At 41.0% G+C, this 25,905-nt stretch carries 22 protein-coding genes and 1 pseudogene; 19 read left to right on the top strand and 4 right to left on the bottom strand.

What is annotated here, in order from left to right; all coding sequences use genetic code 11:
• Positions 1-54: 54 nt before the first annotated feature.
• Positions 55-549, bottom strand: a complete 495-nt coding sequence (locus NXX38_RS05795; protein WP_032845598.1) for an RNA polymerase sigma-70 factor — start codon at positions 547-549, stop codon at positions 55-57.
• Positions 550-702: 153 nt separating this feature from the next.
• On the opposite strand from NXX38_RS05795, the gene NXX38_RS05790 reads away from it, so the two are divergent.
• Together NXX38_RS05790 and NXX38_RS05785 are read left to right on the top strand one after the other, a co-directional pair.
• Positions 703-1,710 carry an NAD(P)-dependent oxidoreductase gene (locus tag NXX38_RS05790; RefSeq protein WP_148366880.1) on the top strand — a complete coding sequence of 336 codons (1,008 nt, stop codon included), beginning with the start codon at positions 703-705 and terminating at the stop codon, positions 1,708-1,710.
• Positions 1,701-2,666, top strand: a complete 966-nt coding sequence (locus NXX38_RS05785) for a phosphatase PAP2 family protein (protein ID WP_148366879.1) — start codon at positions 1,701-1,703, stop codon at positions 2,664-2,666. Before NXX38_RS05790 ends, NXX38_RS05785 begins: the two co-directional genes overlap by 10 nt.
• 90 nt (positions 2,667-2,756) lie before the next feature.
• Here NXX38_RS05785 and dusB read toward each other — a convergent pair whose 3' ends face one another.
• Positions 2,757-3,752 (bottom strand): tRNA dihydrouridine synthase DusB, encoded by a 996-nt coding sequence (dusB, locus tag NXX38_RS05780; protein ID WP_148366878.1) that lies wholly within the window; start codon positions 3,750-3,752, stop codon positions 2,757-2,759.
• Positions 3,753-3,876: 124 nt separating this feature from the next.
• Here dusB and NXX38_RS05775 point away from each other — a divergent pair, with 124 nt between their 5' ends.
• The 4 genes and pseudogenes from NXX38_RS05775 (at position 3,877) to NXX38_RS05760 (ending at position 7,572) form a co-directional block, all read left to right on the top strand.
• Positions 3,877-5,166 (top strand): peptidase U32 family protein, encoded by a 1,290-nt coding sequence (locus NXX38_RS05775; protein ID WP_258978780.1) that lies wholly within the window; start codon positions 3,877-3,879, stop codon positions 5,164-5,166.
• A gap of 40 nt (positions 5,167-5,206) precedes the next feature.
• The gene (locus NXX38_RS05770; RefSeq protein ID WP_148366876.1) at positions 5,207-5,608 is read left to right on the top strand and encodes a thioesterase family protein; all 402 of its coding nucleotides are present in this window, start codon (positions 5,207-5,209) and stop codon (positions 5,606-5,608) included.
• Positions 5,605-6,730: pseudogene (gene dprA / locus NXX38_RS05765) on the top strand (DNA-processing protein DprA). Before NXX38_RS05770 ends, dprA begins: the two are co-directional and overlap by 4 nt.
• Positions 6,731-7,350: 620 nt before the next feature.
• Complete coding sequence (locus tag NXX38_RS05760) at positions 7,351-7,572, top strand: DUF4248 domain-containing protein (protein WP_004324036.1); 222 nt, start codon at positions 7,351-7,353, stop codon at positions 7,570-7,572.
• 318 nt (positions 7,573-7,890) lie between these two features.
• Here NXX38_RS05760 and NXX38_RS05755 read toward each other — a convergent pair whose 3' ends face one another.
• On the bottom strand, positions 7,891-8,295 hold the full coding sequence (locus tag NXX38_RS05755; protein ID WP_217720839.1) for a helix-turn-helix domain-containing protein: 405 nt from the start codon (positions 8,293-8,295) through the stop codon (positions 7,891-7,893).
• 306 nt (positions 8,296-8,601) lie between these two features.
• On the opposite strand from NXX38_RS05755, the gene NXX38_RS05750 reads away from it, so the two are divergent.
• From NXX38_RS05750 to NXX38_RS05690, 13 genes are all read left to right on the top strand, one after another.
• Positions 8,602-9,462, top strand: coding sequence for a penicillin-binding protein activator LpoB (locus NXX38_RS05750; protein ID WP_217720840.1), 861 nt, complete (start codon positions 8,602-8,604; stop codon positions 9,460-9,462).
• Positions 9,463-9,500: 38 nt separating this feature from the next.
• Positions 9,501-10,763 (top strand): DUF6175 family protein, encoded by a 1,263-nt coding sequence (locus NXX38_RS05745; RefSeq protein WP_217720841.1) that lies wholly within the window; start codon positions 9,501-9,503, stop codon positions 10,761-10,763.
• Between the two features lie 11 nt (positions 10,764-10,774).
• The gene (locus NXX38_RS05740) at positions 10,775-12,655 is read left to right on the top strand and encodes an LPP20 family lipoprotein (RefSeq protein WP_258978778.1); all 1,881 of its coding nucleotides are present in this window, start codon (positions 10,775-10,777) and stop codon (positions 12,653-12,655) included.
• Positions 12,656-12,683: 28 nt separating this feature from the next.
• Positions 12,684-13,265 (top strand): LPP20 family lipoprotein, encoded by a 582-nt coding sequence (locus NXX38_RS05735; RefSeq protein ID WP_217720843.1) that lies wholly within the window; start codon positions 12,684-12,686, stop codon positions 13,263-13,265.
• Between the two features lie 75 nt (positions 13,266-13,340).
• A complete protein-coding gene (locus tag NXX38_RS05730) occupies positions 13,341-14,345 on the top strand; it encodes a hypothetical protein (RefSeq protein ID WP_254887038.1) in 1,005 nt (334 codons plus the stop codon).
• A gap of 26 nt (positions 14,346-14,371) precedes the next feature.
• A complete protein-coding gene (locus tag NXX38_RS05725; protein ID WP_374226064.1) occupies positions 14,372-15,916 on the top strand; it encodes a hypothetical protein in 1,545 nt (514 codons plus the stop codon).
• A gap of 33 nt (positions 15,917-15,949) precedes the next feature.
• Positions 15,950-17,236, top strand: coding sequence for a hypothetical protein (locus tag NXX38_RS05720; protein ID WP_258978773.1), 1,287 nt, complete (start codon positions 15,950-15,952; stop codon positions 17,234-17,236).
• A gap of 560 nt (positions 17,237-17,796) precedes the next feature.
• The gene (locus NXX38_RS05715; protein ID WP_032848608.1) at positions 17,797-19,572 is read left to right on the top strand and encodes an oxaloacetate decarboxylase; all 1,776 of its coding nucleotides are present in this window, start codon (positions 17,797-17,799) and stop codon (positions 19,570-19,572) included.
• A 395-nt stretch (positions 19,573-19,967) separates the two neighbouring features.
• Positions 19,968-20,456, top strand: a complete 489-nt coding sequence (locus NXX38_RS05710; protein ID WP_148366861.1) for an HU family DNA-binding protein — start codon at positions 19,968-19,970, stop codon at positions 20,454-20,456.
• Positions 20,457-20,688: 232 nt separating this feature from the next.
• Positions 20,689-21,966 (top strand): DUF3575 domain-containing protein, encoded by a 1,278-nt coding sequence (locus tag NXX38_RS05705; RefSeq protein WP_258978772.1) that lies wholly within the window; start codon positions 20,689-20,691, stop codon positions 21,964-21,966.
• Positions 21,967-21,975: 9 nt separating this feature from the next.
• Positions 21,976-22,965, top strand: a complete 990-nt coding sequence (locus NXX38_RS05700; protein WP_258978771.1) for a DUF5119 domain-containing protein — start codon at positions 21,976-21,978, stop codon at positions 22,963-22,965.
• A gap of 54 nt (positions 22,966-23,019) precedes the next feature.
• Positions 23,020-24,006, top strand: a complete 987-nt coding sequence (locus tag NXX38_RS05695; RefSeq protein WP_258978769.1) for a fimbrillin family protein — start codon at positions 23,020-23,022, stop codon at positions 24,004-24,006.
• Positions 24,007-24,175: 169 nt separating this feature from the next.
• Positions 24,176-25,015, top strand: coding sequence for a helix-turn-helix domain-containing protein (locus NXX38_RS05690; protein ID WP_148366857.1), 840 nt, complete (start codon positions 24,176-24,178; stop codon positions 25,013-25,015).
• Positions 25,016-25,138: 123 nt separating this feature from the next.
• Here NXX38_RS05690 and NXX38_RS05685 read toward each other — a convergent pair whose 3' ends face one another.
• A complete protein-coding gene (locus NXX38_RS05685; RefSeq protein ID WP_004324019.1) occupies positions 25,139-25,894 on the bottom strand; it encodes a succinate dehydrogenase/fumarate reductase iron-sulfur subunit in 756 nt (251 codons plus the stop codon).
• Positions 25,895-25,905: the final 11 nt, after the last annotated feature.

Raw genomic sequence — 25,905 nt, 5'->3', positions numbered from 1 at the left:
GACTGTATCATACTTATTTATATTACGTTTAATCATAAAATAAAGACACCTGATTTATGATTTTTTTGCACATTCTTCACGTATCACCTGCAATGCTTTCACAATATGCTTCCTGACTGCACTGACACTGATATTCAGTTCTTCCGCTACTTCCTGATATTTCTTACGTTGAATATAGCATTCTTCTAAAATGTGTCTGGTATGTGGAGTCAGCTTTTCCATAGCTTTGCTGATATGCATCATTCTTTCATCCTGCTCCTGATACTCCGTTTCAACATAACTTTTGGTCAGTTCAGAATAGATTTGTACATACTGTTCATGTGTATTCTGGTGTCGCAAAAAGTCAATGCTTTTGTTGCGGACATAAACATATAGATAAGATTTAGCAGTGGCTTTGTCTATTTTAGCATAATTGGCCCAAATAAATTCGAAGGCGTCGCTCACGATATCCTTACTAGCCTCCATATTATTAATCAGATGAAATGCGTAATAATAAAGTTGAGGATAGTACTCTTTAAAAAGAAAATCAAAATCGGCCTTATCTTCCACGTGCTTTTAAAAGTGTTGAATAGTAAATAAATCGCGTTGCAAATAAACAAATAATAATTGAGAAAAGCAAAATGGCTTTTATTTTATATTTATCGTATCTTTGCGGCATCATATTTTTTGAATCAATATTCATGTAGAACCTGGGAAGTAATAATGGAGAGTGTTTTAATTACAGGCGCAAGTGGTTTTATAGGGAGTTTCATCGTGGAGGAAGCGTTGAAACGAAAGTTTGGTGTGTGGGCCGGAATTCGTCCTACGAGTAGCAAGCAGTATTTGAAGAACCGGAAAATTCACTTTCTGGAACTCGACTTTGCGCATCCTAATGAGCTTCGTGCCCAACTCTCCGGGCATAAAGGTACTTACAGTAAGTTTGATTACATCATCCATTGCGCTGGTGTGACAAAGTGTTCTGATAAAAAGACCTTTGATTATGTGAATTATCTTCAGACCAAATATTTTATAGATACACTGAAGGAACTGAATATGGTTCCGAAGCAGTTTATATATATTAGTACGTTGAGTGTATTCGGACCTGTACGCGAGAAGGATTATACTCCGATAAGCGGAGAAGACACTCCGATGCCTAATACGGCTTATGGATTAAGTAAATTGAAAGCGGAATTATATATTCAGAGTATTCCCGGTTTTCCTTATGTCATTTATCGTCCTACGGGAGTCTATGGTCCCCGTGAGTCAGACTATTTCCTGATGGCAAAGTCCATTCAGAAGCATGTTGATTTCTCGGTAGGTTTCCGTCGTCAGGATCTGACTTTTGTTTATGTGAAAGACATTGTGCAAGCGATATTTCTGGGAATGGAGAAAAAAGTAGTCCAGAAAGCGTATTTCCTGACAGATGGGAGAATCTATAAAAGCCGTGCATTTTCGGACCTGATACAAAAAGAATTGGGTAATCCGTTTGTTCTTCACTTGAAATGTCCGTTAATTGTGCTAAAAGTTATATCTTTGTTCGCTGAATTCATTGCTACACGTTCCGGGAGGAGCAGTACTCTGAATTCGGATAAATATAAGATAATGAAACAACGCAACTGGCAATGTGACATATCCCCGGCGATGAAAGAACTTGGGTATGTGCCCGAATATGATTTGGAAAAGGGAGTGCGTGAAACCATTGCCTGGTATAAAAATGAAGGATGGCTTTAGACTTATTTAAGCGCATAGAAACCCGGAAAGGGTTGTTTGCTGTGGAAAAGATTACACTGATTTATAATCTGTTGACTTCCATACTGATTCTGTTCCTGTTTCAGCGGATGGATCATCCATGGCATATGTTGCTGGATAGGGCTATGATTGCAGCAATGACTTTTTTACTGATGTATCTTTATCGTCTTGCCCCCTGTAAATTTTCAGCATTTGTGCGTATTGTCATTCAGATGAGTTTATTGTCTTACTGGTATCCGGATACTTTCGAGTTCAATCGTTTCTTTCCGAATCTGGACCATGTGTTTGCAACTGCCGAACAGTTTATTTTCAATGGACAGCCTGCTATCTGGTTTTGTCATACATTTCCGCATCTTATAGTTAGCGAAGCATTCAATATGGGATATTTCTTTTATTATCCGATGATGCTGATTGTGGCTCTGTTTTATTTCATTTATAAGTTTGAGTGGTTCGAAAAAATGTCTTTTGTTCTTGTCACTTCTTTCTTTATCTATTATCTGATTTATATATTCGTTCCTGTTGCAGGACCTCAATTCTATTTCCCTGCTATCGGAATTGATAATGTATCTAAAGGTATTTTTCCGGCTATCGGTGACTATTTCAATCATAATCAGGAGTTACTTCCCGGACCGGGGTATCAGCATGGATTCTTTTATAATTTAGTGGAAGGTTCGCAGCAAGTAGGGGAACGTCCTACGGCGGCATTCCCCAGTTCGCACGTCGGTATTTCTACTATTTTGATGATTATGGCATGGCGTGGCAGTAAGAAATTGTTTGCTTGTCTTATACCTTTCTATATGTTGCTTTGCGGGGCAACCGTATATATTCAGGCACATTATGTGATTGACGCCATTGTGGGATTTTTCTCTGCATTCCTATTGTATGTAGTTGCGACCTGGATGTTTAAGAAGTGGTTTGCACAGCCGATGTTCAAGTAGAAAATAGGAATATACTTCTGTCTTTTGAAACAGGTAATCTCCATCCGCAGGAGTCAGAGTTTGCGGATGAAGATGATGGTTTATAATGGATTAAAATTCCGAATTCTCTTTACGCTGGGAAGTGATTTCTTCAAATATGCGGAAAAGTTCTTCCTTTGTTTCTGCCCGTAGCATGGCGATGCGTGTGTTACGGAAATTAGGTATTCCTTTGAATAGTGGGCTAGCGGCCAAATGACGGCGTACGTGGAGAATACCTCTGCGTTCATCGAGCAAATCCACACTGTCGATCACTTCCTGACGAAGCACTTCCATGCACCATTCGAAACTTAGCGGTGGTAATTCCTCACCTGTCTTCAGATAGTGTTTTATTTCCTTGAATATCCATGGTCGCCCGAAGCTGGCACGACCAATCATGACAGCATCTACTCCATAACGGTCAAAACACTCTTTGCAGCGTTCAGGCGTCGTCACGTCACCATTACCGATAATAGGAATATGCATCCGTGGATTATTCTTCACTTCGCCTATTAATGTCCAGTCTGCTTCTCCGGTGTACATTTGTGCACGGGTGCGGCCATGTATAGTCAGTGCAGCAATGCCACAATCCTGTAGCTGTTCTGCTAGCTCTACAATTACTTTGTTGTTAGCATCCCATCCCAGACGGGTCTTGACCGTTACGGGGATTTTCACCGCATCTACTACCGCACGGGTGATCTCTAGCATCTTAGGGATATTCTGCAACATACCCGCTCCTGCTCCTTTTCCGGCTACTCTTTTTACCGGGCATCCGAAATTGATATCCAGAATATCAGGTTGTGCCTGTTCCACAATCTTGGCAGCTTCCACCATCGTTTCCGTATCTTTCCCGTATATCTGGATGGCAACCGGACGTTCGGCATCACTGATACTTAGTTTCTGCGCAGTCTTGCTGACAGCACGAATCAGTGCATCGCTCGACACAAATTCGGTGTATACCATATCTGCTCCGAACCTCTTGCACATCAGGCGGAAAGCCGGATCAGTCACATCCTCCATGGGAGCAAGTAAGATGGGATATTTACCCAGATCTATTTGGCCTATCTTCATATATGAATCTGATATTTACTGTTTATGATTGAAGTAACTTCTTGTTTTCGCTGCAAAAATACGGAAAAAAGCCTACCTTTGTACGCATTCATTTGCTTAACTGATACAAATAAGTATATATTCTATGAGTCTTAGTTTGAAAGATTTTGAAATAATGGCTCCTGTCGGTTCGCGCGAATCTCTTGCTGCGGCTATTCAGGCAGGTGCCGATTCTATCTATTTCGGTATAGAAAACCTGAACATGCGTGCCCGTTCGGCCAATACGTTTACGATTGATGATTTGCGGGAGATCGCCCGTACGTGTGATGAACACGGGATGAAAAGTTATCTGACGGTCAACACGATTATCTATGATAAAGATATTCCATTGATGCATACTATTGTTGATGCAGCCAAGGAAGCCGGAATCTCTGCTGTGATTGCAGCTGATGTGGCGGTGATGAATTATGCCCGTCAGATAGGGCAGGAGGTACACCTCTCCACTCAACTGAACATCTCCAATGCAGAGGCTTTGAAATTTTACGCACAATTTGCAGATGTGGTAGTATTGGCCCGTGAGTTGAATCTGGAGCAGGTAGCCGAAATCTACCGCCAGATTCAGGAAGAACATATTTGTGGTCCGAGCGGTGAACAGATTCGCATTGAAATGTTCTGTCACGGTGCGCTTTGTATGGCTGTATCGGGTAAATGTTACCTCTCTTTACATGAGATGAACCATTCTGCCAACCGTGGCGCTTGTATGCAGGTATGCCGCCGTTCCTATACTGTCCGTGACAAAGAGACGGATGTGGAACTGGATATTGATAACGAATATATCATGTCACCGAAAGATTTGAAGACCATCCACTTTATGAATAAGATGTTGGATGCCGGTGTGCGTGTATTCAAGATTGAAGGCCGTGCTCGTGGACCTGAATATGTACGAACAGTGGTAGAATGTTACAAAGAGGCTATTAAGGCTTGTCTGGAAGGAACATTTACCGATGAAAAGATTGCAGCTTGGGACGAACGTCTGAAAACTGTATTCAACCGCGGCTTCTGGGATGGTTATTACTTGGGACAACGTTTAGGCGAATGGACAAGAAACTATGGTTCGGCAGCTACGGAACGTAAGATATATGTAGGTAAAGGTATCAAATACTTCTCTAACATTGGAGTTTCCGAATTTCTGGTAGAGGCTGCGGAAGTCAGCGTAGGCGATAAACTTCTCATTACCGGACCGACTACGGGTGCTCTATTCATGACTTTGGAAGAGGCACGTGTTGACTTGGAATCCGTGCAGACTGTGAAGAAAGGCCAGCACTTCTCGATGAAATCGGATAAGATACGCCCCAGTGACAAACTGTATAAACTGGTATCAACCGAAGAACTGAAGAAGTTCAAAGGACTCGATATTGAGCAAAAAAGAGGCTAACCATTATTTCTCAACTTTTAATTCTCAATTCTCAATTTAAATGAACTATATCTATGAATTGGAAATGAAGGTGCGTGATTACGAGTGCGACCTTCAAGGAATTGTTAATAATGCGAACTATCAGCATTATCTGGAACATACCCGTCATGAATTTCTGACGTCGGTCGGTGTCAGCTTTGCTGCACTTCACGAACAGGGAGTCGATCCGGTAGTGGCACGCATTAATATGGCATTCAAAACGCCGTTGAAAAGCGGAGACGAGTTTGTCTCTAAACTCTATATGAAGAAGGAAGGTATCAAATATGTATTCTATCAAGATATTTTCCGTAAGAGTGATCATAAAGTAGTAGTGAAATCCACTGTTGAAACGGTATGTGTGGTAAACGGACGTTTGAGTGACAGCGAATTATTCGATAGCGTCTTTGCCCCTTACCTGAAATGAGCAGTTCCGAGGAAGAACAGATTTATAGTATCGCCCTGACAATGGTGCCCGGTATCGGGCACATAGGGGCGAAACATTTGATAGACGGAATGAACAATGCTGTTGATGTCTTCCGTCTGCGTAAAGAAATACCGGAACGTATTCCTGAAGTGAGTCAACGGGTGATAGAGGCGTTGGATTGTCCGCAAGCTGTGATCCGCGCCGAACAGGAATATGAATTTATCCGGAAGAACCGGATCTCCTGCCTGACTTTCCATGATGAGGCTTACCCTTCCCGTTTGCGGGAATGTGAAGATGCTCCTATCGTCCTTTTCTTTAAAGGAAATACCGATTTGAATTCCCTGCATATCATAAATATGGTAGGCACCCGTAATGCCACTGATTATGGTACCCGTATTTGCGCCTCTTTCTTACGCGATCTGAAAACACTTTGTCCTGATGTGTTGGTAGTCAGCGGGCTTGCTTATGGGATTGATATCCATGCACATCGTGAAGCACTGGTCAATGACCTGCCTACGGTAGGTGTTCTTGCCCATGGTCTGGATCGCATTTATCCTTATGTCCATCGAAAAACGGCCATTGATATGCTCGAAAAAGGAGGACTGTTGACCGAATTTCTGTCCGGCACGAATCCCGACAAACATAATTTTGTCAGCCGTAACCGTATTGTTGCAGGTATGTGTGATGCTACGGTTGTCATTGAATCGGCAGAAAAAGGAGGCTCATTAATCACTGCTGAACTTGCTGAAAGCTATCACCGCGATTGTTTTGCTTTTCCCGGGCGGATAAATGATGAATATTCAAAGGGGTGTAATCGGTTGATTAGAGATAATAAGGCTTCCTTACTATTATCGGCTGAAGATCTTGTACAGGCAATGGGATGGAATATACCGGCAACTTTTTTCCGGGAAAGTAAATGTGCAACGTAGTCTTTTTCCCGACTTGTCCGAAGAAGAACAAAAGATTGTCTCTATCCTGGAGAAACAGGGGAATTTACAGATTAATTCTCTGGTGGTAGAAGCAGATATTCCCGTACATCAGATAAATGCTATTCTTTTTGAATTGGAAATGAAAGGAGTAGTTCGTGTATTAGCAGGAGGAATGTATCAGTTATTGAATTAACTCGTATAGACTAACCTTATATATGGATATAAAAAAAGGAGCAACGCCTTGCTCCAACCTTTGTTAACCTTAAATCTAATACTATGAAAAAAATCACATGACAAATGTATGTCTTTGCAAACTAACCTCCAAATAATTCTGTCGTATTTGTTTCTCTTTTAATTTCTTTCACTGATTTTCACTGTTATCGTACACGGTGCGCTTTTTGATGGCTAAAGTAGGATGCTTTTGAGATAAGTAATAGGGAGGAAAGTAAGTCTTCCTGAATATCATTACAGCTTCTGGGAAAATTAGAAAATAAGGTCTGAATATAAGTGTTTTCTTGGTTTAAAAGGAACACCCCGTTGGTTTTAAAGGAACGATGCTTTGGTTTTAAACCAACAGGGCGTTCCTTTTAAAGGAAAGATTTTGCTATATTATAAGTGCTGTGCAATAATTGCAATGTCAAATATTGGAAAAATAAAATGATGGCTTAATTGGTTGATAATTAACTTTGTATGGATAAATAGTTCTTTATATTAACGGCAAAATCCCAAATGACTTGACAAACGCTTTTTGATGTTGTATATTTGTAGTACGAAAGAAACAATGAAACGACAAATTAAAACTTTAAAAACGAAATGAGACGAATCTTATCTTTTGCTGTATTAGCTGCATTGTACTTCCCCGGATGTACGACCAGTAAAAATGCAGTGCGTTGTCTGAGCCGATGGATTAAAGACTGTAACCCGTTGACCAAAGAGCTTGTACCGACCGGTTATATGCCGTATAATCATCGTTATCTGACGATGAAACAGTATAAGATTATAACAAAACATCTAGGAGATCCTTATGAGGATTAGGGTATAGACGACCCGATGAAAAGCTTGAGGCTGCAACCTTTTATAGGGTTTGCAGCCTTTTTTGTTGCATAAATTCAATGTAAATCCTTCTGAAAGCTACATTCGGGTTTTTAATAAACTTAGATACCGTTTTTAATAAACTCCTTAAGAATTTATTAGAAACTCAAAAGTTGTTTATGCAGAAAAGATAAACTTTTTTCGGTATATCAAAAAACAGAGATTTTAAGTTCTCCTTATTTGATTCTTTATACAGTAAATTATCGTGATATTATCGGCGGTCGTTTAATTTAACAGCAATGAAACCTATAACTAAATAAATTATGTTTCAGCTGTTAGCATCTTGTTCTCCAGAAATTCTATGCGCTTGTGTAACATATCAATGAGACGGCTGTTTGCCTTAATGAGCTCACGGAGATCGTCAGCGGCTTCGATGCGTACGGTGCTACAGTCTTTTGCTACTCCGATATTTGTTCCGATTGTTCCGGAGTTGTTGACATATACATTCCCATCTATCTTATTAAATAGTTCCAATGCAGACATATTGAGCACTTCTGCTATTTTATTCAGCCTTGTTAATGTAAGATCTGTTTCTCCATATTCAATTTTGCAATAGGCGCTTGTCGATAAGTTCAACTTTTCTCCCATTTGCTCTTGAGTGAGATTCTTTTCCATACGAAGCATTTGCAGCCGGTGTCCTACTATCTTTTTTAAATCAGTTTCCATATATATTGTTATTGGGAATCAATTTATTATTGGACAAATATAACAATTTTAGTGGATATACCAAATGCTATTTTATACTTATTCTTTGAAGTTGGAAAAATAGTATGATACGAAGAACTTAAACGGAAGAAAATCGCTCTATTTTATTTGATAGATTGCACATACTGTCCTTTGTCTTTGAAATTTGGGGGGTATTTACCGAATATAGGTTGCTTGTAGTAATTATAGTGTATATAATTAACATCGCTATGTGCTTAACTTTGCAACCGAACAAACATATAAGCTAATAACAAATAATATATTAATATGAAAAGAATCTTACTACTACTATCTATTTGCTTGATTCCGATGTTGAGTTTTGCACAAACAGAAGAGAATGAAAAAGAAAGAGTTTACATTGATTATTTCTCGCGGCCTACAACTATCAAGCCTATTTTGGCAGAAGCATTGCGCAATAAAGTGATCGAAGGTATCCAGGAAATGGAACGTGTAGTGCTGATTGATGTTGACTCCGATGAGGCGTTGAAGAACGAAGCCAAAAGGCGTCAGGAAGCTTCTGCTATGGGAGATGTTGTTTCCAGAAGTGAGGAAATGACGACATTGGGCGCCCAATATCTCATTCAGGGAAACATCACCAGTATGGAAGCTCTCCAAAAAACAGATAGTAAGGGGAAAACTTACTATAAAGGAAGTGTCTCTTATACATTAAAGATTGTAAATCCTACGAACGGTACGCTGATCGGTACGAAAGCATTTTCACACGAAGGACTGACCGGAAGCACGGGCGATACTCCCGACGAAGCAATCATCAAAACATTGAATTATGCAAAGATTAGTATGGACGACTTTGTCAACGAGTATTTTAAAATTGAAGGGACCATCGTACAAGTGGAAAGTACCAAGAAAGACAAGGCGCAAACTGTATATATCGACCTCGGAACCAAAAGGGGAATAAAGAAAAGTCAGAAGTTCAGAGTTTACATTGAGATGGACATTGCCGGTGAACTGTCACTCAAAGAGATAGGACGCTTGAATGTAAAGGAAGTCTTGAGTGGAACACGTTCTTTGTGTACAGTGAGCAAAGGCGGGGAAGATATAATGAAAGCCACTAGAGAGGAAAAGAAATTGATTGTTATTTCCCGACCGGATACTTTTCTGGGATTCTGATTGGCCTGACTTAATAAATTAGCAAACTGAAAAGAGAAATGAAGACACGACTGATTCTTTGGGGACTGCTGTCGGTATGCGCCATTCATCTCACGGCGCAGGAGTTATACTCTAATGAGGTGACTTGTGTGAAAGCCGATGACAATCTGGTGATTGTCACTGCTTCCGGAATATCCGCCAAGAAAAAAGAAGTATATAATATGGCATTGAAATCAATTTTTAATGCTATATTCCTGAATGGCATTGACGGAGTGGAGAATGGGCAACCGCTGATCGGGAAAGAGGATTCGTACTATATGAGCCAGTTTTTCGGTTCGCGCTATATGCTTTTTGTAAAAGACTACGAGACAGTGGGAGAACCTGCGCGGCAACCCTCCAAACTCTATAAGGGGACAGTGACAGCTCAAATCCTGTTGGGCGCACTCAAGAAAGACCTGATACGGAATAAGTTGATGGAGAAATCGCAGGAAGACAGGTCGATGAAAGAAACCCGGGAACAAATAGCTTTGCCGACTATCATGGTGGTTCCCTATAAAAGGAATGACCGGAATTCATACGCTACTATTTTGAAGAACGATTTTGATCTCCGCATAGCGGTCAGCACGGTAAAAGACGGATTTGTCAAGCTTGGTGTAAAGACCATAGCTGCCGAGGGAAAACTGGAGGGAACACTGCGCGCTTCCGAATGGGAAAGTAAGAATGCCGATTCCAATGATAAACAGCTATTGATGAATTCGGGGGCTGATGTATATGTAATTGTCGACCTGCAAAAAGATATATCTACAACTGCGGGTAGTAGAGTTTCGCTGATTATGACTGCTCGTGAAACGGCTACCGGAATGGATTTGGCCAGTCGTAAAAGTTGGACTAACCGTTTTAGGACAACAGATGTGGATAAACTATGCGCTTATGCAGCGCAGGACGTATTGGATGGTTTTCTGAAAGACATCTCAAAAGAATTTGCCCGGAAAGTAGAACACGGTAATACAGTGGTTCTCCGTGTCAGCCTGGCCGACAATGCTATCAATACGATGAATAGCAGGATTAATGGGAATACCACACTTTCGGCATACATACGCAACTGGGTACGAAAGAATGCCCAGGGAGGACGTTATCATATTCAAGGTGCCGTGGATGATAGCCTCATATTTGATTCCGTACAGATTCCGGCGAAAGATAGCGACGGATTGCCTCTGGACTGTATTACGTTTGCCGATAATCTGGTGAATTATCTGAATGATTCCGGCATAGATAGTGAACACAGAGTGGATGGAAATACCATTTATTTGACTATTCAATAATCGAAGAGCATATGAAACATTGGCTTTTATTTGCCCTTGCGGCTTTCTTGTGTTATCTTCCACTGTCAGGACAACAGAAAAACCGGCCGGACTGGGTACGGCAGCATCCGGTTGACAGATTGAATTACAGCGGAGTGGGGATGGCAGAAGTTTCGGAAAAAGATTATCAGCAGAAAGCAAAGCAAAATGCGTTGTCCGACCTTGTATCTGAAATAAAAGTGGAAATAGCCACTCGTTCTTTGTTGAACACCATTGAGGAGGCTGGCAGTGTGAAACAAACATTTGCCGAGAGCACCCGTACGCAAACCCGCGAGGAGATAGAGGATTTTCGCTTGGTGGATTCTTGGCAGGGTGACAATGAATATTGGGTATATTATGAACTGAATAAAAATGATTATGCGGATTTTGTGGAGGCTCGCCGTCAAAAGGCAATCCGTAATGGCTTTGATTTTTGGTATAAGGGTAATGTTGTCCTCCGGCAAGGGGATCTGGTGACTGCCATTGAATTGTTCTCGAAGGGAATGGATGCTATCCGTCCGGTACTCAATCAAGAATTATTCTGTTCTTATGAGGGAAAAACGATTAATTTGGGCACAGAGTTGTATGCAGCTTTAGCAGGTGTATTTGATGGAGTAGCAGTTGTCTTAAATCCGCCAACAGTTTCGGGTGTACCGTTTCAAGGTATAAAAGAACCGATTGCTGTGGGAGTGTACCGTAATGGAAGTCCGTTGAGGAATATCCGGCTCAAAGCAGAATTCATTTTCGGATCCGGAGATTTGTCCTCCATGTCTCCCACTGGTGAAACGGGAGTGACCGCTCTTTATGTACATAATATTACTTCCAAACAAGCCCGGCAGCAAATCGGCATCTCACTGGTGGACGATGCGTTCAGTGTATTCCGTAAGGGGGCTTATGCTGCTTTATTCAAACAGATACTTTCTTCTCTTCCCAAAACTACTTTAACTATTGAAACGGAGCAAACACAGGTTTCTGCTTATGTGAAGAGTGTTCGGAACGATGTAGATATAGTGGAACGAACTGTAAAGAGTCTGTTGAATAACAACTTCTTCAATGTGGTTACATCGCCCTCTGAAGCTGACGTCATTGTCATGTTGGACAATAAGTGCCGTAAAGGCAATACTATTCCGGGCGAACTCTACAATTTTATTGAGTTCTTTTCTACTTTGGGCATTAAAGTGACCAATAACCGGACGGGACAAATCATGCTGAATTACTCCATCAATGACGAACGCACATTGGTTCCCGAGAGCAAGGCAGGTTCCCAAGGTAAGAATATGGCAGCCCGGGAAGTGATAAAGCGGTTGAATCGGGAGTTTGTCCGCGAACTGAAGAAGTTGACATTCGATAGGGTGGGAAAGATTCTTGAAAGACAACAGGTCGATCCGGATATCCCTGTCCCGGTAACTGACCCTTCTACTTCGGCGAAAGAACCTGCTCCGGTTGTATCTGTTCCTATCCCTGTGGAGGGGCCCGAAATCACTCTTTCTCCCGTTCCGGTGAAGAAAGCCGGGCCGGAATCATCGAAAGCACTCCGGGCGGAGTGGTTCGACGGAGTTTTCGTAGAATTTGAGAAGCTTACGGTTTTAGGGGATAAATCAAAAATACATCTTCGAATAATGAATGAGACTGCTGATGATTGTGAGGTGGATCTTTACAGTGGAAATCTCACAATTGTAAACGACAAAGGGGAAGAGTATCCGGTTTTGAATCTGAAACTGGGGTCTAAGTCCAATAATTACAGAGTCAGTGCACTTATTGTACCTATGGTGCCTACGGAGATGGTCATTGAAGTGGGAAAACTGCAATCGGTGGCATTGCTCCAGTTGAAAGATTTTAAAGGCAATACTATTAAATTGAGAGACTTAAAATGATTTTATATTAACATTAAAATGTACAGACATGAAAAAAATTAGTTTATTGGGCGCTTCATTATTCATTATCGCTGTTATGACAAGCTGTGGTAGTTCAAAACCTGCGGTACAGCCCGTGCAACAACCGACAGTCCAGCAGGATGTCGAAATTAACGTTCCCTGTTCGGGACCGGAGTTCCAGACGAATAAGGAGTATTTCAGGGCGAGTGCAATGGGGCTTTCTACGGATATGTCCATCGCTAAGAAAAAAGCGATGACGGATGCTCGTGCTGAAATAGCGACTGCGATCGGTGCGAAAGTAAAATCGGTGACTGACAGCTACGTTTCTTCCTACCAGCAAGGAGAAAACGATGAGAGTAAAAGCCGTTATCAATCATTAACCCGTACGGTGGTAGAACAGGAATTGAGCGGTACGCGCGTCATTTGTGAGAAGACAATGAAAACTCCTGATGGTAAGTATAAGGTATATGTCTCTTTGGAACTGGCAGGACAGGAAATCATGGATGCGATGGCCAATCGTATTAAGAACGATGAAAAATTGCGCATTGACTTTGAGTACGAAAAGTTCAAGAAAGTGTTTGAGGAAGAAATGAGTAAAAATGCTCAATAAATAACTTTCGAGAATCATAATAGGTATAAATAACAATTTCTTTAAGTAACTACCCAATCATCTAAAAACTGAATAATGAAATGTGATTTATCGGACATACGGCATAGTTGGGTAGTTATTTTTATGATTTTGCTATTTTTCTCTCCGACTGATGAGATGTCCGCGCAGGTTGCCTCTGTCGATACGGTTTATAACCAATCTTATGATTGGGTAGCAGGGCATCGGGAAGCCTTGCCGGAATGGGTGTTTGCTCCCCGGCAACAAGATAGAGTGATAGGGGTTTCCGATCCGTGCATGAACCCCGAAGCAGCTAGAATTCAGGCTTTGCAAAGAGCGGTCTATCTGTATTCGTTACAGCAAGGTGTGCATCTGAATCTGTTATCCGATGTGTTTTCAAGCACGGACACTGCCGTCAATACTTATGAAGACGAAAGAAACAAGATACTTACTTTAGGAGTAATTGAGCAAACTGTACGTCGGGAGGCTTATCGGATTGAGGAGGAATATACTTCCGCATACGGTGAGAAATTTATACAAGTTTCTTTTATGCAGGCGGATAGTTGTGACTTATCTTATCATTCGGTCAGCGAATTGATGTTTTTGTTTACGAAGGAAAGGGTGGAAGAAGAAGAGATAAAATTCAATTTGTTGTTGGAATCCGGTAATTGTCCGAAGGAATCGTTTCAGTCACGGTTTCAGATGAAAGGGACATTGGTGTCTCCCTGTATCTTGTCATGCATGAACGGAGTTCCAATCCGTCCGTCACAAAAAGGGTATTGGTACGAAGATACCCTCTGTGCCAAAAGTAGGGAAAGTGTGGATGGGATAGAACTGAAAAGTGGATTTTGGACTGCTTATATGGCTTCTTTTGTAAAATCTTTATTATTATATCCTTTTTCCAATGTAGATGTCAGGCGGGTCAGTGATGAGTTTAATGGCGGCAATAAATCCAGTCGCGCGCTTTATAGGGAAAAGATTGTCACGTTTCTATCCATATCTCCTTTCGTAAAGGAAATACGGAATAATCGGCTATGTATGGATTGGCAAATCACAGAACAACAAAAAATCAACGAGAAATGAGAGAAATTTTGAAACGGATATTCTTTATGGTTGTATGGTCAAGCTGTTTGCCGTTCACTCTGGTTGCACAGATAGACAAGGATATGAAAGACTTTGACGATTTCGTAAAGCAGCAACAGAAAGACTTTGATGACTTCGTGAGTGAACAAAATAAGGAGTTTGCCAGATTTTTGAAAGAAACTTGGAAAGAGTATGACTTGCAAAAGCCGGTGGTACGTCCTCAAAGACCGGAGCCGGTGAAGCCGGTTAACTTTGACCGCAAAAAGCCTGTAGGAAAGCCACAGGAGGTTAAAGTCGGAGGCATAACACGACTTCCCATCCCGGAAGTGGTGCCTAGTGCTACTTTTTCTCCTTCGCAGGGAAAAATGCCTGTTCCTGTCTTGCCGGGAGGTAAGGACTCAACTATAAAACCCGAAAAGAAAGTGGAAGACCGGCCGAAACAAAATTCGAATGTGAAGCCTGTTGTAACCCCTCCCGTAAAACGGTCACCTTCTGGTGTGAAATTCTCATTCTATAATCAAGAGTGTATGGTCAACCCATCGCTGAAGAATCGGCTTAGTTTGAAAGGGATTGCTGAAAAAGATATTTCTGCCGGATGGGAAACTCTTTCAAGTAGCGATTACCAGCCTTTGATAGACGACTGTCTGGCCATCAAGAAAGAAAATAACCTGAATGACTACGGGTATCTGTTGCTGACCAGGAAAGTGGCCGTCGAATTATGTGGAAGTACTCATTCCGACGAAATAGTTCTCATGCAAATGTTCATCCTCTCCCAATCGGGGTATAGGGTGAAAGTGGCGCGTATGGACGGTCGCCTTACTTTATTCTATGCTTCGGACGATATGATTTATGCCACTTGTTTCATTACTCTTAATGGAGTAACCTATTACAGATTCGATACATCCAAAAATAAAAGCAATTCGATCTATACTTATAATCGTGACTTTGCCAATGCAAAGAATAAGGTGAATATGAGCATCTGTGCTTCTCAAATGTTTTTGGGGACTTATGTTGAAAAGGAATTGCAAGCGAAGGCTTATCCGTCTGTTAGAGTCCATTCTAAGGTTAACTCTGGGCTTATTTCCTTTTATAAGGATTATCCGCAATGTGACTTTTCTGTCTACGTAGGTGCTCCTGTAAGTGAGGAAGTGCAGCAGACGCTACTTCCGCCATTGAAGGCGGCCATACAGGGAAAGAAGCAGTCGGAGGCTGCCAATATATTAATCAATTTTGTGCAGACAGCTTTTGACTATAAGACGGACGGAGAGCAGTTCGGATACGAAAAACCTTTCTTTGTGGATGAGTTACTCTATTATCCTTATTCTGATTGTGAGGATCGTGCGGTATTGTATTTCTATTTAGTACATACGTTGATGAGACTGGATGCCGTGCTGTTGGAGTATCCCAACCATATGGCAACGGCGGTCTGTTTTGATGAAGTTGTTGACGGGGATTACGTGACGGTAAGCGGAAAGAAATATATCATTTGTGATCCTACTTATATAGGTGCTTCAATCGGTCTGGCCATGCCACAGTTTAAGAATGTGGCAGCTAAGGTGCTGAAGTACTGACTTCTATTAGAAACTAATTAACATTATTGTGATATGGAAAAAATTAAGAAGTATTTGTTTGGCATCGTAATGATGCTTGTCTCTATTAATGTATTTGCTCAAGAGGAACCCTTCACGGGTGACTGGCAAGGAGCAAATAAAGAAGGTGATTTATCGGTTACGTTGACGTTGAATTGCGATGGCAACTGGCAGTTGAATCCTTATAATGAGAATGCCAGATGTAATGGATTTATGGAGGTGAATATGTTGGAGCCCAGTGGCCGACAATCTCTATTGTCAACTTATGAATTTTATGTTGAGAATATGAATGGCAACGAGGTGATATTGAGTTTTGTGGGCGGGCGTCCGGATGTTGATACGGGTATTTCAGGCCAATGTAAAGTCGTTTGTAAGGATGATAAATTGTATTTTTCCGGACTGGACAAGGGCGGAAAGGATGCTGCATTTAATGGTCTGACACTGGTGAAAGCCGGTAGCGGTGAAGAGGCCATCGTCGATGCTGCTACAGACGACGGAATACCTTTGGGACAGAAGATCTTGGCTATCTTTCAAATCATATTGTCTTCCGCTATCGTTTTATTCGTTATAGGGCATATGGGATATGTGTGGTATAAAGGAGCCCGTTATAAAGAGGTCTTTACGGTAGAAAATATGGTGAGTAAACGTGTGGCAGCCGGAATGTCAGAAAAGATGACGGATGGGGAGATAGAAGAGGCGTGGCGGTTAATGGATGAGGCATTCGCCATCTGGACTGTGATTGAGAAAACGGGTGATGACGAGTTTAGGAAGCCGACAAAAATGAAACAAATCAAGCAGTCGGCGTTTTTGATAGATCAGGTTATCGCGATGCAACCTACTGACGAAGCGGTAATAGAACGGCTAAATGCGCTGACTGATGTGATAAATAGCGGGGAAGAGCGTCATTTTGACGGTTCTAAAAAATTGGTTTGGCTGGGTGTTATTGTCGGCATCCTGATGTATTGGATGATGGGAGTTGGCATGATGGTTTCCACTTTGGTGGCTACCGGGCTTTATATAGTTGCAAGCAGAACTCCCCAGTTCCTGATTGATAAGCGTGCGCTTCGTGGCGGCGGGAATATCCACAATGGTATTTTTGCCGGATTATTCGGCTTGTTGGCAGGCGCGCAGACGGTACGGACAATTTATAAGTTTAATGATGGACATAAAGAATATTCGGATGACCATTCACAACATTGGATTGCTTTGGCAATCACCGGTGTTGTTATGTTTGTATTGGCAATGATGATGACGGTTTGGGGCTTTTTGAATTATTTGCGTAATTATGTTTTATACTTTTAATGGAGATAGCATTGCCTTTATTTTGAAAGGTAAAGCATGTTACTGGTAAAGTGATTTACTATGTTTTTCTGAATTTTAGTTATTGATATAAACGAGGGTAGAAACTCTCATAAACTAAAAATCATCCTTACTACAACTATTTGAACTGCACTCCTAAAGTTTTGTGTCCAACTTTTGGGGTGCAGTTCAATTTGTGGTGAGGGTGATTTTGATAAAAGGGGAGTTTTTACCCATCTCTGTCTTTTATCAACTAACAACTTTGTTTGTAACAAGCTTGTTAGTTGATTTTTGATGATCATTTATAGTTTGATTCAAACGTTCAATGCAATATGAACGTATTTTTGAGAAATCTTATAAGGAATATGTCTTTGAACATTAGACAATTTGATTTGTTATTTATACTGTTAAGATGTGTGTGGTAGTGTTTTGCTTTCATTATGATGTAAAACATCTATTTTTACCCGTTTTTTAAAGCCTGTTTTTGACTATATGTCAAAACAAACCTTTATATTTGTATATGTGAAGTTAACCAAAGAAAAAATCACTTATTATTGGCTATGATGAAAAAGGAAATCAAATTCAGTCTTGTTTATCGGGATATGTGGCAATCTTCCGGTAAGTATCAGCCTCGGGTTGACCAGCTTGTACGTATAGCTCCATTGATTGTTGAAATGGGCTGTTTTACAAGAGTTGAAACGAATGGAGGTGCTTTTGAGCAAGTGAATCTATTGTACGGCGAAAATCCTAATAAAGCCGTCCGTGCTTTTACCGCACCTTTTAGAGAAGCGGGCATTCAAACGCATATGCTCGATCGTGGATTGAATGCATTGCGTATGTATCCCGTTCCGGCGGATGTGCGTAAATTGATGTATAAAGTCAAGCATGCACAAGGGGTGGATATCACCCGTATCTTCTGTGGACTGAATGAGACGAGAAACATAATTCCCTCCATTAAATATGCTTTGGAAGCAGGCATGATTCCGCAGGCAACTCTTTGCATCACATATTCTCCGGTACATACCGTTGAGTATTATGCCCGGATTGCCGATCAGCTGATTGAGGCCGGTGCACCTGAAATATGTTTGAAAGACATGGCAGGTATCGGTCGCCCCGGTATGTTGGGGCAACTGGTCAGGACTATCAAGGAAAAACATCCGGATGTATTGATACAATATCATGGTCATAGCGGACCGGGATTGTCTATGGCATCTATCCTCGAGGTTTGCGAAAATGGTGCGGATATCATAGATGTGGCTATGGAGCCCATGTCTTGGGGCAAAGTGCATCCGGACGTGATCTCGGTACAGGCAATGTTGAAAGATTTAGGATTCCAAGTTCCCGATATCAATATGAAAGCATATATGAAAGCCCGCGCGATGACGCAGGAATTCATAGACGATTTTCTGGGTTACTTCATGGATCCTACCAATAAATATATGTCTTCACTTTTGTTGAAATGTGGTTTGCCGGGTGGCATGATGGGGTCTATGATGGCAGATTTGAAAGGGGTACATTCCGGTATCAATATGATATTGCGGAGTAAGAACGAACCTGAACTTAGTCTTGACGATCTGCTGGTAATGCTTTTCGACGAAGTGGAATATGTGTGGCCTAAGTTGGGTTATCCTCCTTTGGTGACTCCTTTCAGTCAGTATGTGAAGAATGTTGCATTGATGAATCTTATGCAGTTGGTAAAAGGAGAAGAGCGCTGGACGATGATAGATAATCATACTTGGGATATGATTTTGGGTAAGAGCGGACGTCTGCCGGGCACGCTTGCTCCGGAGATTATAGAATTGGCTAAATCGAAAGGATATGAGTTTGTTGATACTGATCCGCAGTTGAATTATCCGGATGCTCTGGATGATTATCGCAAGGAAATGGATGAGAATGGCTGGGAGTATGGAGAGGATGACGAAGAACTTTTTGAACTGGCTATGCACGATCGTCAGTATCGCGATTATAAGTCGGGTGTTGCCAAGAAACGTTTTGAGGATGAATTACAACATGCTAAGGATGCATCCATGGCAAAGAGTGGTTATTCCGAGGAAGATATCAAGAAGTTGAAACGTGCCAAGGCAGATCCGGTTATTGCTCCCGACAACGGGCAGGTGCTTTGGGAAGTTTCCGTGGAAGGACCGTCCATTGCGCCATTCATCGGACGTAAATATCAGCATGACGAAGTCTTTTGTTACCTTTCTACTCCATGGGGAGAATATGAAAAGATTCTGACCGGATTCACCGGACGGGTGGTGGAAATATGTGCACAGCAAGGTGCTACCGTACGTAAGGGAGACGTTATCGGTTATATTCTGCGGAGCGATATCTTTGCGTAAGATTTTCATGTGAGTTAGACTATAGGTCACTTTATAAATAAGTCAGGCTGCAATCTGTGATGAGGTTGCAGCCTGACTTGTTTGTAGGCATTCAGTGTAAAAGTTATAGGAGGATTTTTATCTGTTAGAATTTCGATGGCTATCCATTGGTAAATTCGAGTGTTGAATATGGAAAATACGCATTTTATGAAAAAAATAATTCTTTGATATATCCTATTGATAACTAACAATATTCTCTTCCGATAATAATTGATTCCAAACGATGAAAGGAGACATAAAGGAGACAAAAGGGGACTGGGCATTTCACGGTTGATATACCTTTGCAGAGTCATTCAAACAAAGAGAATGGCAAACAGATAACCTTTATTTTTTTAACCAATTAAACTTTAACAATTATGGGTTTAGAGTACGTAGTAACAAAAAGAGTGTTCGGTTTTGACAAGGACAAAAACGAAAAGTATGTGGCAAAATCGGTTCGTTCCGGTAAGGTGAATTTTGCAAAGATGTGTCGGAAAGTGAGTGAGCTTTGTGGTGTCCATCGTAAGGTGGTAGATTTGGTTGTCAGTGGCCTGGTAGATAAGATGGCGGAGGATATTGATGATGGAAAGAGCGTACAGATGGGTGAGTTTGGTATCTTCACTCCTACTATCCGTGCCAAAAGTACGGATGACGAGAAGGAGGTCTCATCCAAGTCGATCGTTCAGAGAAAGATCTTATTCTATCCGGGGAAAATCTTCAAAAATATGCTGGAGGATATGAGTATTACCCGCCGTGCGGAAATTGAAACGGATTATACGGACGGAAGTAGTAATGGGGGGAATAATGGGGGTAACCCTGATTCGGGCGATGATGGCAAAGGGGAAGCACCGGACCCGGCTGCATAATTGGATTGGGCTTTGTATGAAAGCAAGCTTTTAATTAGTGAATGCACAGAGAATCGATTCTTAATCGGTAATCTGTGCATTCTTTTTATATGATTTTCTGCCTTCTATACTCCTCAAACTTGCAAAATCGTTTCAATCGTTTCACAGAACCTTTCAGAGCTTGTCTTTTCTCCTGAAAGTATGGTTTGATTTGTTTTCTAACTTCTATATTTGTCAACAGAAACGAACGACAATGAAACATGGTATCTATATATTGGCTATTCTTATGGTTTTATTAAGCCTTTCAGAAAGTGGGTATGCTGCGGTACCATTTTTTACTGTTGTAAATGATACAATCCGCCGGGTGGTGATATATTTCGATGCGAATAAGACGAATGTGTATCCTTGTTATAAGGGTAATAATCAGGCAATTATTGCATTGGATTCCTTGTTATCCGGAAATTCGGATACGAAATATATAACAGCGTTAAATGTAGTGAGTTTTGTTTCTCCTGATGGTGACGAGTCTTATAATAAAAGTTTGGTTACTAAGAGAAATAACTCGATAAAGGAATTCTTGAGGCGATATGAATTAGTTAATAATGTTGATAAGATTCATTTCTGTTCAAAGGGAGAGGATTGGTTGGAGTTTCGTAAGTTGGTGGCATCTGACACCAACTTACCCGACCGGGAAGAAGTGCTGATGTTGATCGACTATCATAAGGATGATATCACCAAAAGAAAGCAACTGTTGCGAAAGCTAAATCGGGGAGCCGCCTACCGATATATGGTTCGCAATATATTTCCGGAATTGAGGCGGTCTGTTATAATGATTGTCGGGGAAACCACGATAATAGATAGAGAGGCTTTTGAACCGGTATCTTCTGTCTCCGGGTTGTTTGTTTCGAATCAGGAAGAGGCGCTTCCGAAGAATCAACCTGATAAGCCTGTGGGAGAAAGTGAAGAAAAACAGACCTGTGAGGTCGATGTGTCGGAGGCAGAAGAGCCGGTGAAAAGCAAAACAGTGCTTGCGGTAAAGAACAATCTATTATATGATTTGGCATTGGCGCCGAATATAGAAGTAGAAATTCCGATAGGTAAGAGGTGGTCTTTGAATACTGAATATAAATGTCCGTGGTGGCTGAATAGTAAACACGATTTCTGTTATCAGCTCCTTTCTGGAGGGATGGAAGGACGTTGTTGGCTGGGAAACCGGCAGAAACGCAACCGATTGACCGGACATTTTATTGGACTTTATGCTGAAGGTGGAATATACGATTTCCAGTTACGTGGAGATGGATATCAGGGTAAGTATTATGGAGCTGCTGGAGTGACTTATGGATATGCAAAGCAATTAGCACAGCACTTTTCCCTTGAATTCAGTCTTGGCATAGGATATTTGACAACAGAATATAAGAAATATACTCCTTATGAGGGGGATATTATATGGACAAATAGTGGGCGTTATAGCTTTATTGGTCCTACCAAAGCAAAAGTTTCTTTGGTATGGTTGATAACAACAAAGAGATAGGAGGGCGTTATGCGAAATGCAAGATTCATACTTCTTGTGCTTCTGTCCTCGCTACTGGTGCTAAACGGGTGTAGCCGTCGCGATATATTGGATGATTATCCTGTAAGTGGGGTAGAAATATCATTAAACTGGGATGGAGTAACAGATAAATTACCAGAAGGTATTCGGGTTATATTTTATCCAAAGGATGGTGAAGGTAAAAAGGTAGATAGGTACCTTTCGGTACGAGGTGGAGAAATGAAAGTTCCTCCGGGACGATATTCGGTTGTAGCTTACAACTATAATACGGAGTCCATACGTATCCGAGGAGAAGAGTCCTATGAAACGATAGAAGCTTATACAGGAAACTGCAATGGCTTAGGGATTGCAGGAACGGAAAAGATGGTTTGGTCACCGGATTCATTGTATGTGCTGAATATTGATGAACTGAAAATAGATAAGAGTGAAGAGGTACTTTCTTTGGATTGGAAACTGGAATCGGTAGTGAAGAAGTATTCTTTTGCGGTAGAGGTCAAAGGTTTGGAGTACGTAACAACAATCGTAGGGGGTATTAACGGACTATCTGATTGTTACCACATTGGCAAAGGTTATGGAGCATCTTCCTCACAACCTATCTATTTTGAGGTAAAGAAAGATGGTAATAAGGTAGTGGCGTATTTCACAGCTTTCAAGCAGGCAAAGGAAATGTCAGTCCCGACACGAATATCAGAATCAAGGAGCGCAACTTTCCGTGGTGTAGGCGATATAAAGTTGATCTTGAGATTTATCAAAACGGATAATACGGTGCAAGAAGCAGCAATTGATGTTACTGAAATAATAGAGACACTTGAAGATACTGGAACAGGAGATGATGGAAAACAGGAACCTCCACCGGAGATTGAGTTACCACCTGATGATAAGATTGAGGTAGATAAACCGGAGACACCATCAGGTGGTGGTATTGGCGGAGACGTTGGAGGATGGGGACCGGAGGACAATGTTGAGTTACCTGTGATTTGAAATAGATGCAATAAACAAAATAATAACAATATTATAAACTTAAAAAGTACAGTTATGAAGAAGATTTTATTGGCAGTAACAGCTGCTTTGGCAATTACGAGTTGCTCACAGAGTGAAGAGTTTGATAATGCAGGACAAAATGCGGAGATTAGTTTTGGTACTATTGTTCGTAATTCTACAAGAGCAGATATTCTGACTACTGATAATATAAAAACATTTACAGTATCGGGTTATAAAACGGAGAAAGATATGACTTCAACTACGAAACTTGTTGGTGGATTTATAGACAATCTAAAAGTTGATAAGAAAGATCCAGATGGCTGGGGATATACAGGTACTTTTTATTGGCCCTATTCAGGGAAAGTTCAATTTTTTGGAACCTCTCCTGCTCAAACTTTGAATATAACTGCTGAGGGGTATCCGACTTTTGAGTATGCTGTGAAAGATGTGGCTACTCAAGAAGACTTAGTAGCGGCTAATCTGATAAATAAGGATAGAACATCGGGTGAACTAATACTTCCTTTTCAACATTTATTGACCCAGGTTAATTTTTCCATTAAAGGTGATACTCCAGGATTTACGTATACTGTTACAAAGATTGTATTAACAGGGATGATGGATAAAGCCACATTCAAATTTGATGGTACGTCTACAGTAGGTGCTTGGCAAGGTGCAGCGACTGCTACAAGTCCTGATTTGAAATATGAATATACAGGTTCTTTTACAGTAATTCCGAAAGAAGCTGACAAAGAGATACAAACAAATTTAGAAGAAACTGGCAAAGCCTTATTTATGCTTATGCCACAAGACGCATCAGCTGTTAAGTTGACAATAAGTTATTCAGCAGTTAATGGTGAACAGAAGGGATTTTCTGGTGACAAGGACGTAACTCTTACAGGTACTTGGACCATGGGGCATAGTATTCGTTATATTCTTAAATTAACAAGCGATACTACTCCTGTGACGTTTGGACAACCAACATCTGGAGAATGGATTCCTGAAAATCCTCAGCCTGATGAAATACCAACTCCGGCTAAGTAGTAATTGCTATTAAAGTCATTTTTTCTATTCAATTCTAAAAAAGTCCTTCTAACAATATTACTTTTTGTTAGAAGGACTTTTTTCACTTTTCTTCCCATTTTTTATGGCAATATGAAATCTTTCATCTATTTTTGCTGGCAGCATAAACAAAAACAAACACAGCCAGCTTATGCCATCTATTTGTCAAGGAACTTGGGATTGTCAGATATGTCCGAAAGCAGTGAGCAATGCTATTACTCATGTGATTTATCAGCGTGGTTTTCATAAACCAGCTCAAAGGTGTGAGGAAAATTTTATCCTTTTTCTGATGAAGGGAGAAATGCTGATTAATAGTAAGGAATATGCAGGTACCATGCTCAAAGAAGGTGAATTTATACTTCAAGCTATTGATTCTACATTTGAGATGCTTGCCATGCTTGAATGTGAGTGCATTTATTATCGTTTTATTCAACCGGAATTATTTTGTGATTCTCGTTTCAATCATATAATGAAAGATGTATCACCTCCACTTATCTATTCCCCAATAAAGATAGTTCCTGAACTACAATATTTTTTGAAAGGTTCCATCACTTATTTAAAAGGAAATAAAGTCTGCCGGGATTTGTTGTCTCTCAAGCGGAAAGAACTGGCATTTGTGTTGGGGTATTATTATTCTGATTATGACCTCTCGAGTCTGGTGCATCCGCTCTCTAAGTACATAAACAGTTTCCACTACTTTGTTATTAAAAATTATAAGAAAGTAAAGACAGTAGAAGAGCTGGCTCAATTAGGTGGATATACCCTTAGCACATTTCGTCGTATTTTCAACAATGTCTTTCATGAACCAGTTTATGAATGGATGCTGGCACGCCGTAAAGAGGGCATTCTCGATGATTTGAGTAATTCTGCTTATAGTATTTCCGAGATATGCTATAAATATGGTTTTGAGTCCTTGCCGCATTTTTCTAATTTCTGTAAGAAATCTTTCGGTGCTTCTCCACGTAATTTGCGTGGACAAAACCGTTCATGATGATTGATTATTAATAATAATCGTGATCTATTCATACATAAAGAAATCCCCTGTCGGACTAGCCGGCAGGGGATTCTGTCATTAATCAAATTAAGCTCTCGCTATCTTGAAATCTAGCAATTTCTAGTCTTTTAATTTTGCGATGATGAAGTCACGGTTCAAGCGGGCGATGTTGCTGATAGAGATGTTCTTCGGACATTCAGCCTCACAAGCACGAGTGTTGGTACAGTTACCGAATCCCAGTTCGTCCATCTTTGACAACATAGCTTTTGCACGACGCAAAGCTTCCGGTTTACCTTGCGGCAGCAAGTTCAACTGGCTAACTTTTGCAGAAACGAATAACATAGCAGAACCATTCTTACATGCAGCTACACAAGCACCACAACCGATACAAGAAGCAGCATCCATAGCTTCGTCAGCGATAGGCTTCGGAATCAGGATAGCGTTAGCATCCTGCGGAGCACCTGTACGTACGCTCACGTAACCACCAGCCTGCATAATCTTGTCATAAGCAGTACGGTCTACCATCAAGTCCTTGATTACAGGGAAACCGGCCGAACGCCAAGGTTCAACAGTAATCGTATCACCATCCTGGAAACGACGCATATAGATCTGACAAGTAGTAGCACCTGTTGCAGGACCGTGCGGGTGTCCGTTGATGTAAAGAGAACACATACCGCAGATACCTTCGCGGCAGTCGTGGTCGAATACTACCGGTTCTTTTCTTTCGCTGATGAGCTGTTCGTTCAGAATATCCAGCATTTCGAGGAAGGAAGTATCGCCGGGGATATCTTTCATTTGGTAGGTTTCAAAAGCACCTTTAGCTTTCGGACCAGCTTGGCGCCATACCTTCAGTGTAAATGATATATTTTTATCCATTTTCTTCTAAT

The sequence above is a fragment of the Bacteroides sp. BFG-637 genome (assembly GCF_024793605.1).
GTDB classification, from domain to species: Bacteria; Bacteroidota; Bacteroidia; order Bacteroidales; family Bacteroidaceae; genus Bacteroides; species Bacteroides vicugnae.
This window is presented reverse-complemented; position numbering and strand designations above follow the sequence as displayed.

Coding starts and splice junctions, on each gene's coding strand:
- NXX38_RS05785 (WP_148366879.1), top strand. CDS start 1,701: ATGGCTTTAGACTTATTTAAGCGCATAGAAACCCGGAAAGGGTTGTTT.
- NXX38_RS05735 (WP_217720843.1), top strand. CDS start 12,684: ATGAAAAAAATTAGTTTATTGGGCGCTTCATTATTCATTATCGCTGTT.
- NXX38_RS05685 (WP_004324019.1), bottom strand. CDS start 25,894: ATGGATAAAAATATATCATTTACACTGAAGGTATGGCGCCAAGCTGGT.
- NXX38_RS05745 (WP_217720841.1), top strand. CDS start 9,501: ATGAAGACACGACTGATTCTTTGGGGACTGCTGTCGGTATGCGCCATT.
- NXX38_RS05740 (WP_258978778.1), top strand. CDS start 10,775: ATGAAACATTGGCTTTTATTTGCCCTTGCGGCTTTCTTGTGTTATCTT.
- NXX38_RS05775 (WP_258978780.1), top strand. CDS start 3,877: ATGAGTCTTAGTTTGAAAGATTTTGAAATAATGGCTCCTGTCGGTTCG.
- NXX38_RS05725 (WP_374226064.1), top strand. CDS start 14,372: ATGGTTGTATGGTCAAGCTGTTTGCCGTTCACTCTGGTTGCACAGATA.
- NXX38_RS05715 (WP_032848608.1), top strand. CDS start 17,797: ATGAAAAAGGAAATCAAATTCAGTCTTGTTTATCGGGATATGTGGCAA.
- NXX38_RS05790 (WP_148366880.1), top strand. CDS start 703: ATGGAGAGTGTTTTAATTACAGGCGCAAGTGGTTTTATAGGGAGTTTC.
- dusB (WP_148366878.1), bottom strand. CDS start 3,752: ATGAAGATAGGCCAAATAGATCTGGGTAAATATCCCATCTTACTTGCT.
- NXX38_RS05760 (WP_004324036.1), top strand. CDS start 7,351: ATGAGACGAATCTTATCTTTTGCTGTATTAGCTGCATTGTACTTCCCC.
- NXX38_RS05755 (WP_217720839.1), bottom strand. CDS start 8,295: ATGGAAACTGATTTAAAAAAGATAGTAGGACACCGGCTGCAAATGCTT.
- NXX38_RS05700 (WP_258978771.1), top strand. CDS start 21,976: ATGCGAAATGCAAGATTCATACTTCTTGTGCTTCTGTCCTCGCTACTG.
- NXX38_RS05695 (WP_258978769.1), top strand. CDS start 23,020: ATGAAGAAGATTTTATTGGCAGTAACAGCTGCTTTGGCAATTACGAGT.
- NXX38_RS05770 (WP_148366876.1), top strand. CDS start 5,207: ATGAACTATATCTATGAATTGGAAATGAAGGTGCGTGATTACGAGTGC.
- NXX38_RS05710 (WP_148366861.1), top strand. CDS start 19,968: ATGGGTTTAGAGTACGTAGTAACAAAAAGAGTGTTCGGTTTTGACAAG.
- NXX38_RS05705 (WP_258978772.1), top strand. CDS start 20,689: ATGAAACATGGTATCTATATATTGGCTATTCTTATGGTTTTATTAAGC.
- NXX38_RS05720 (WP_258978773.1), top strand. CDS start 15,950: ATGGAAAAAATTAAGAAGTATTTGTTTGGCATCGTAATGATGCTTGTC.
- NXX38_RS05690 (WP_148366857.1), top strand. CDS start 24,176: ATGCCATCTATTTGTCAAGGAACTTGGGATTGTCAGATATGTCCGAAA.
- NXX38_RS05750 (WP_217720840.1), top strand. CDS start 8,602: ATGAAAAGAATCTTACTACTACTATCTATTTGCTTGATTCCGATGTTG.
- NXX38_RS05730 (WP_254887038.1), top strand. CDS start 13,341: ATGAAATGTGATTTATCGGACATACGGCATAGTTGGGTAGTTATTTTT.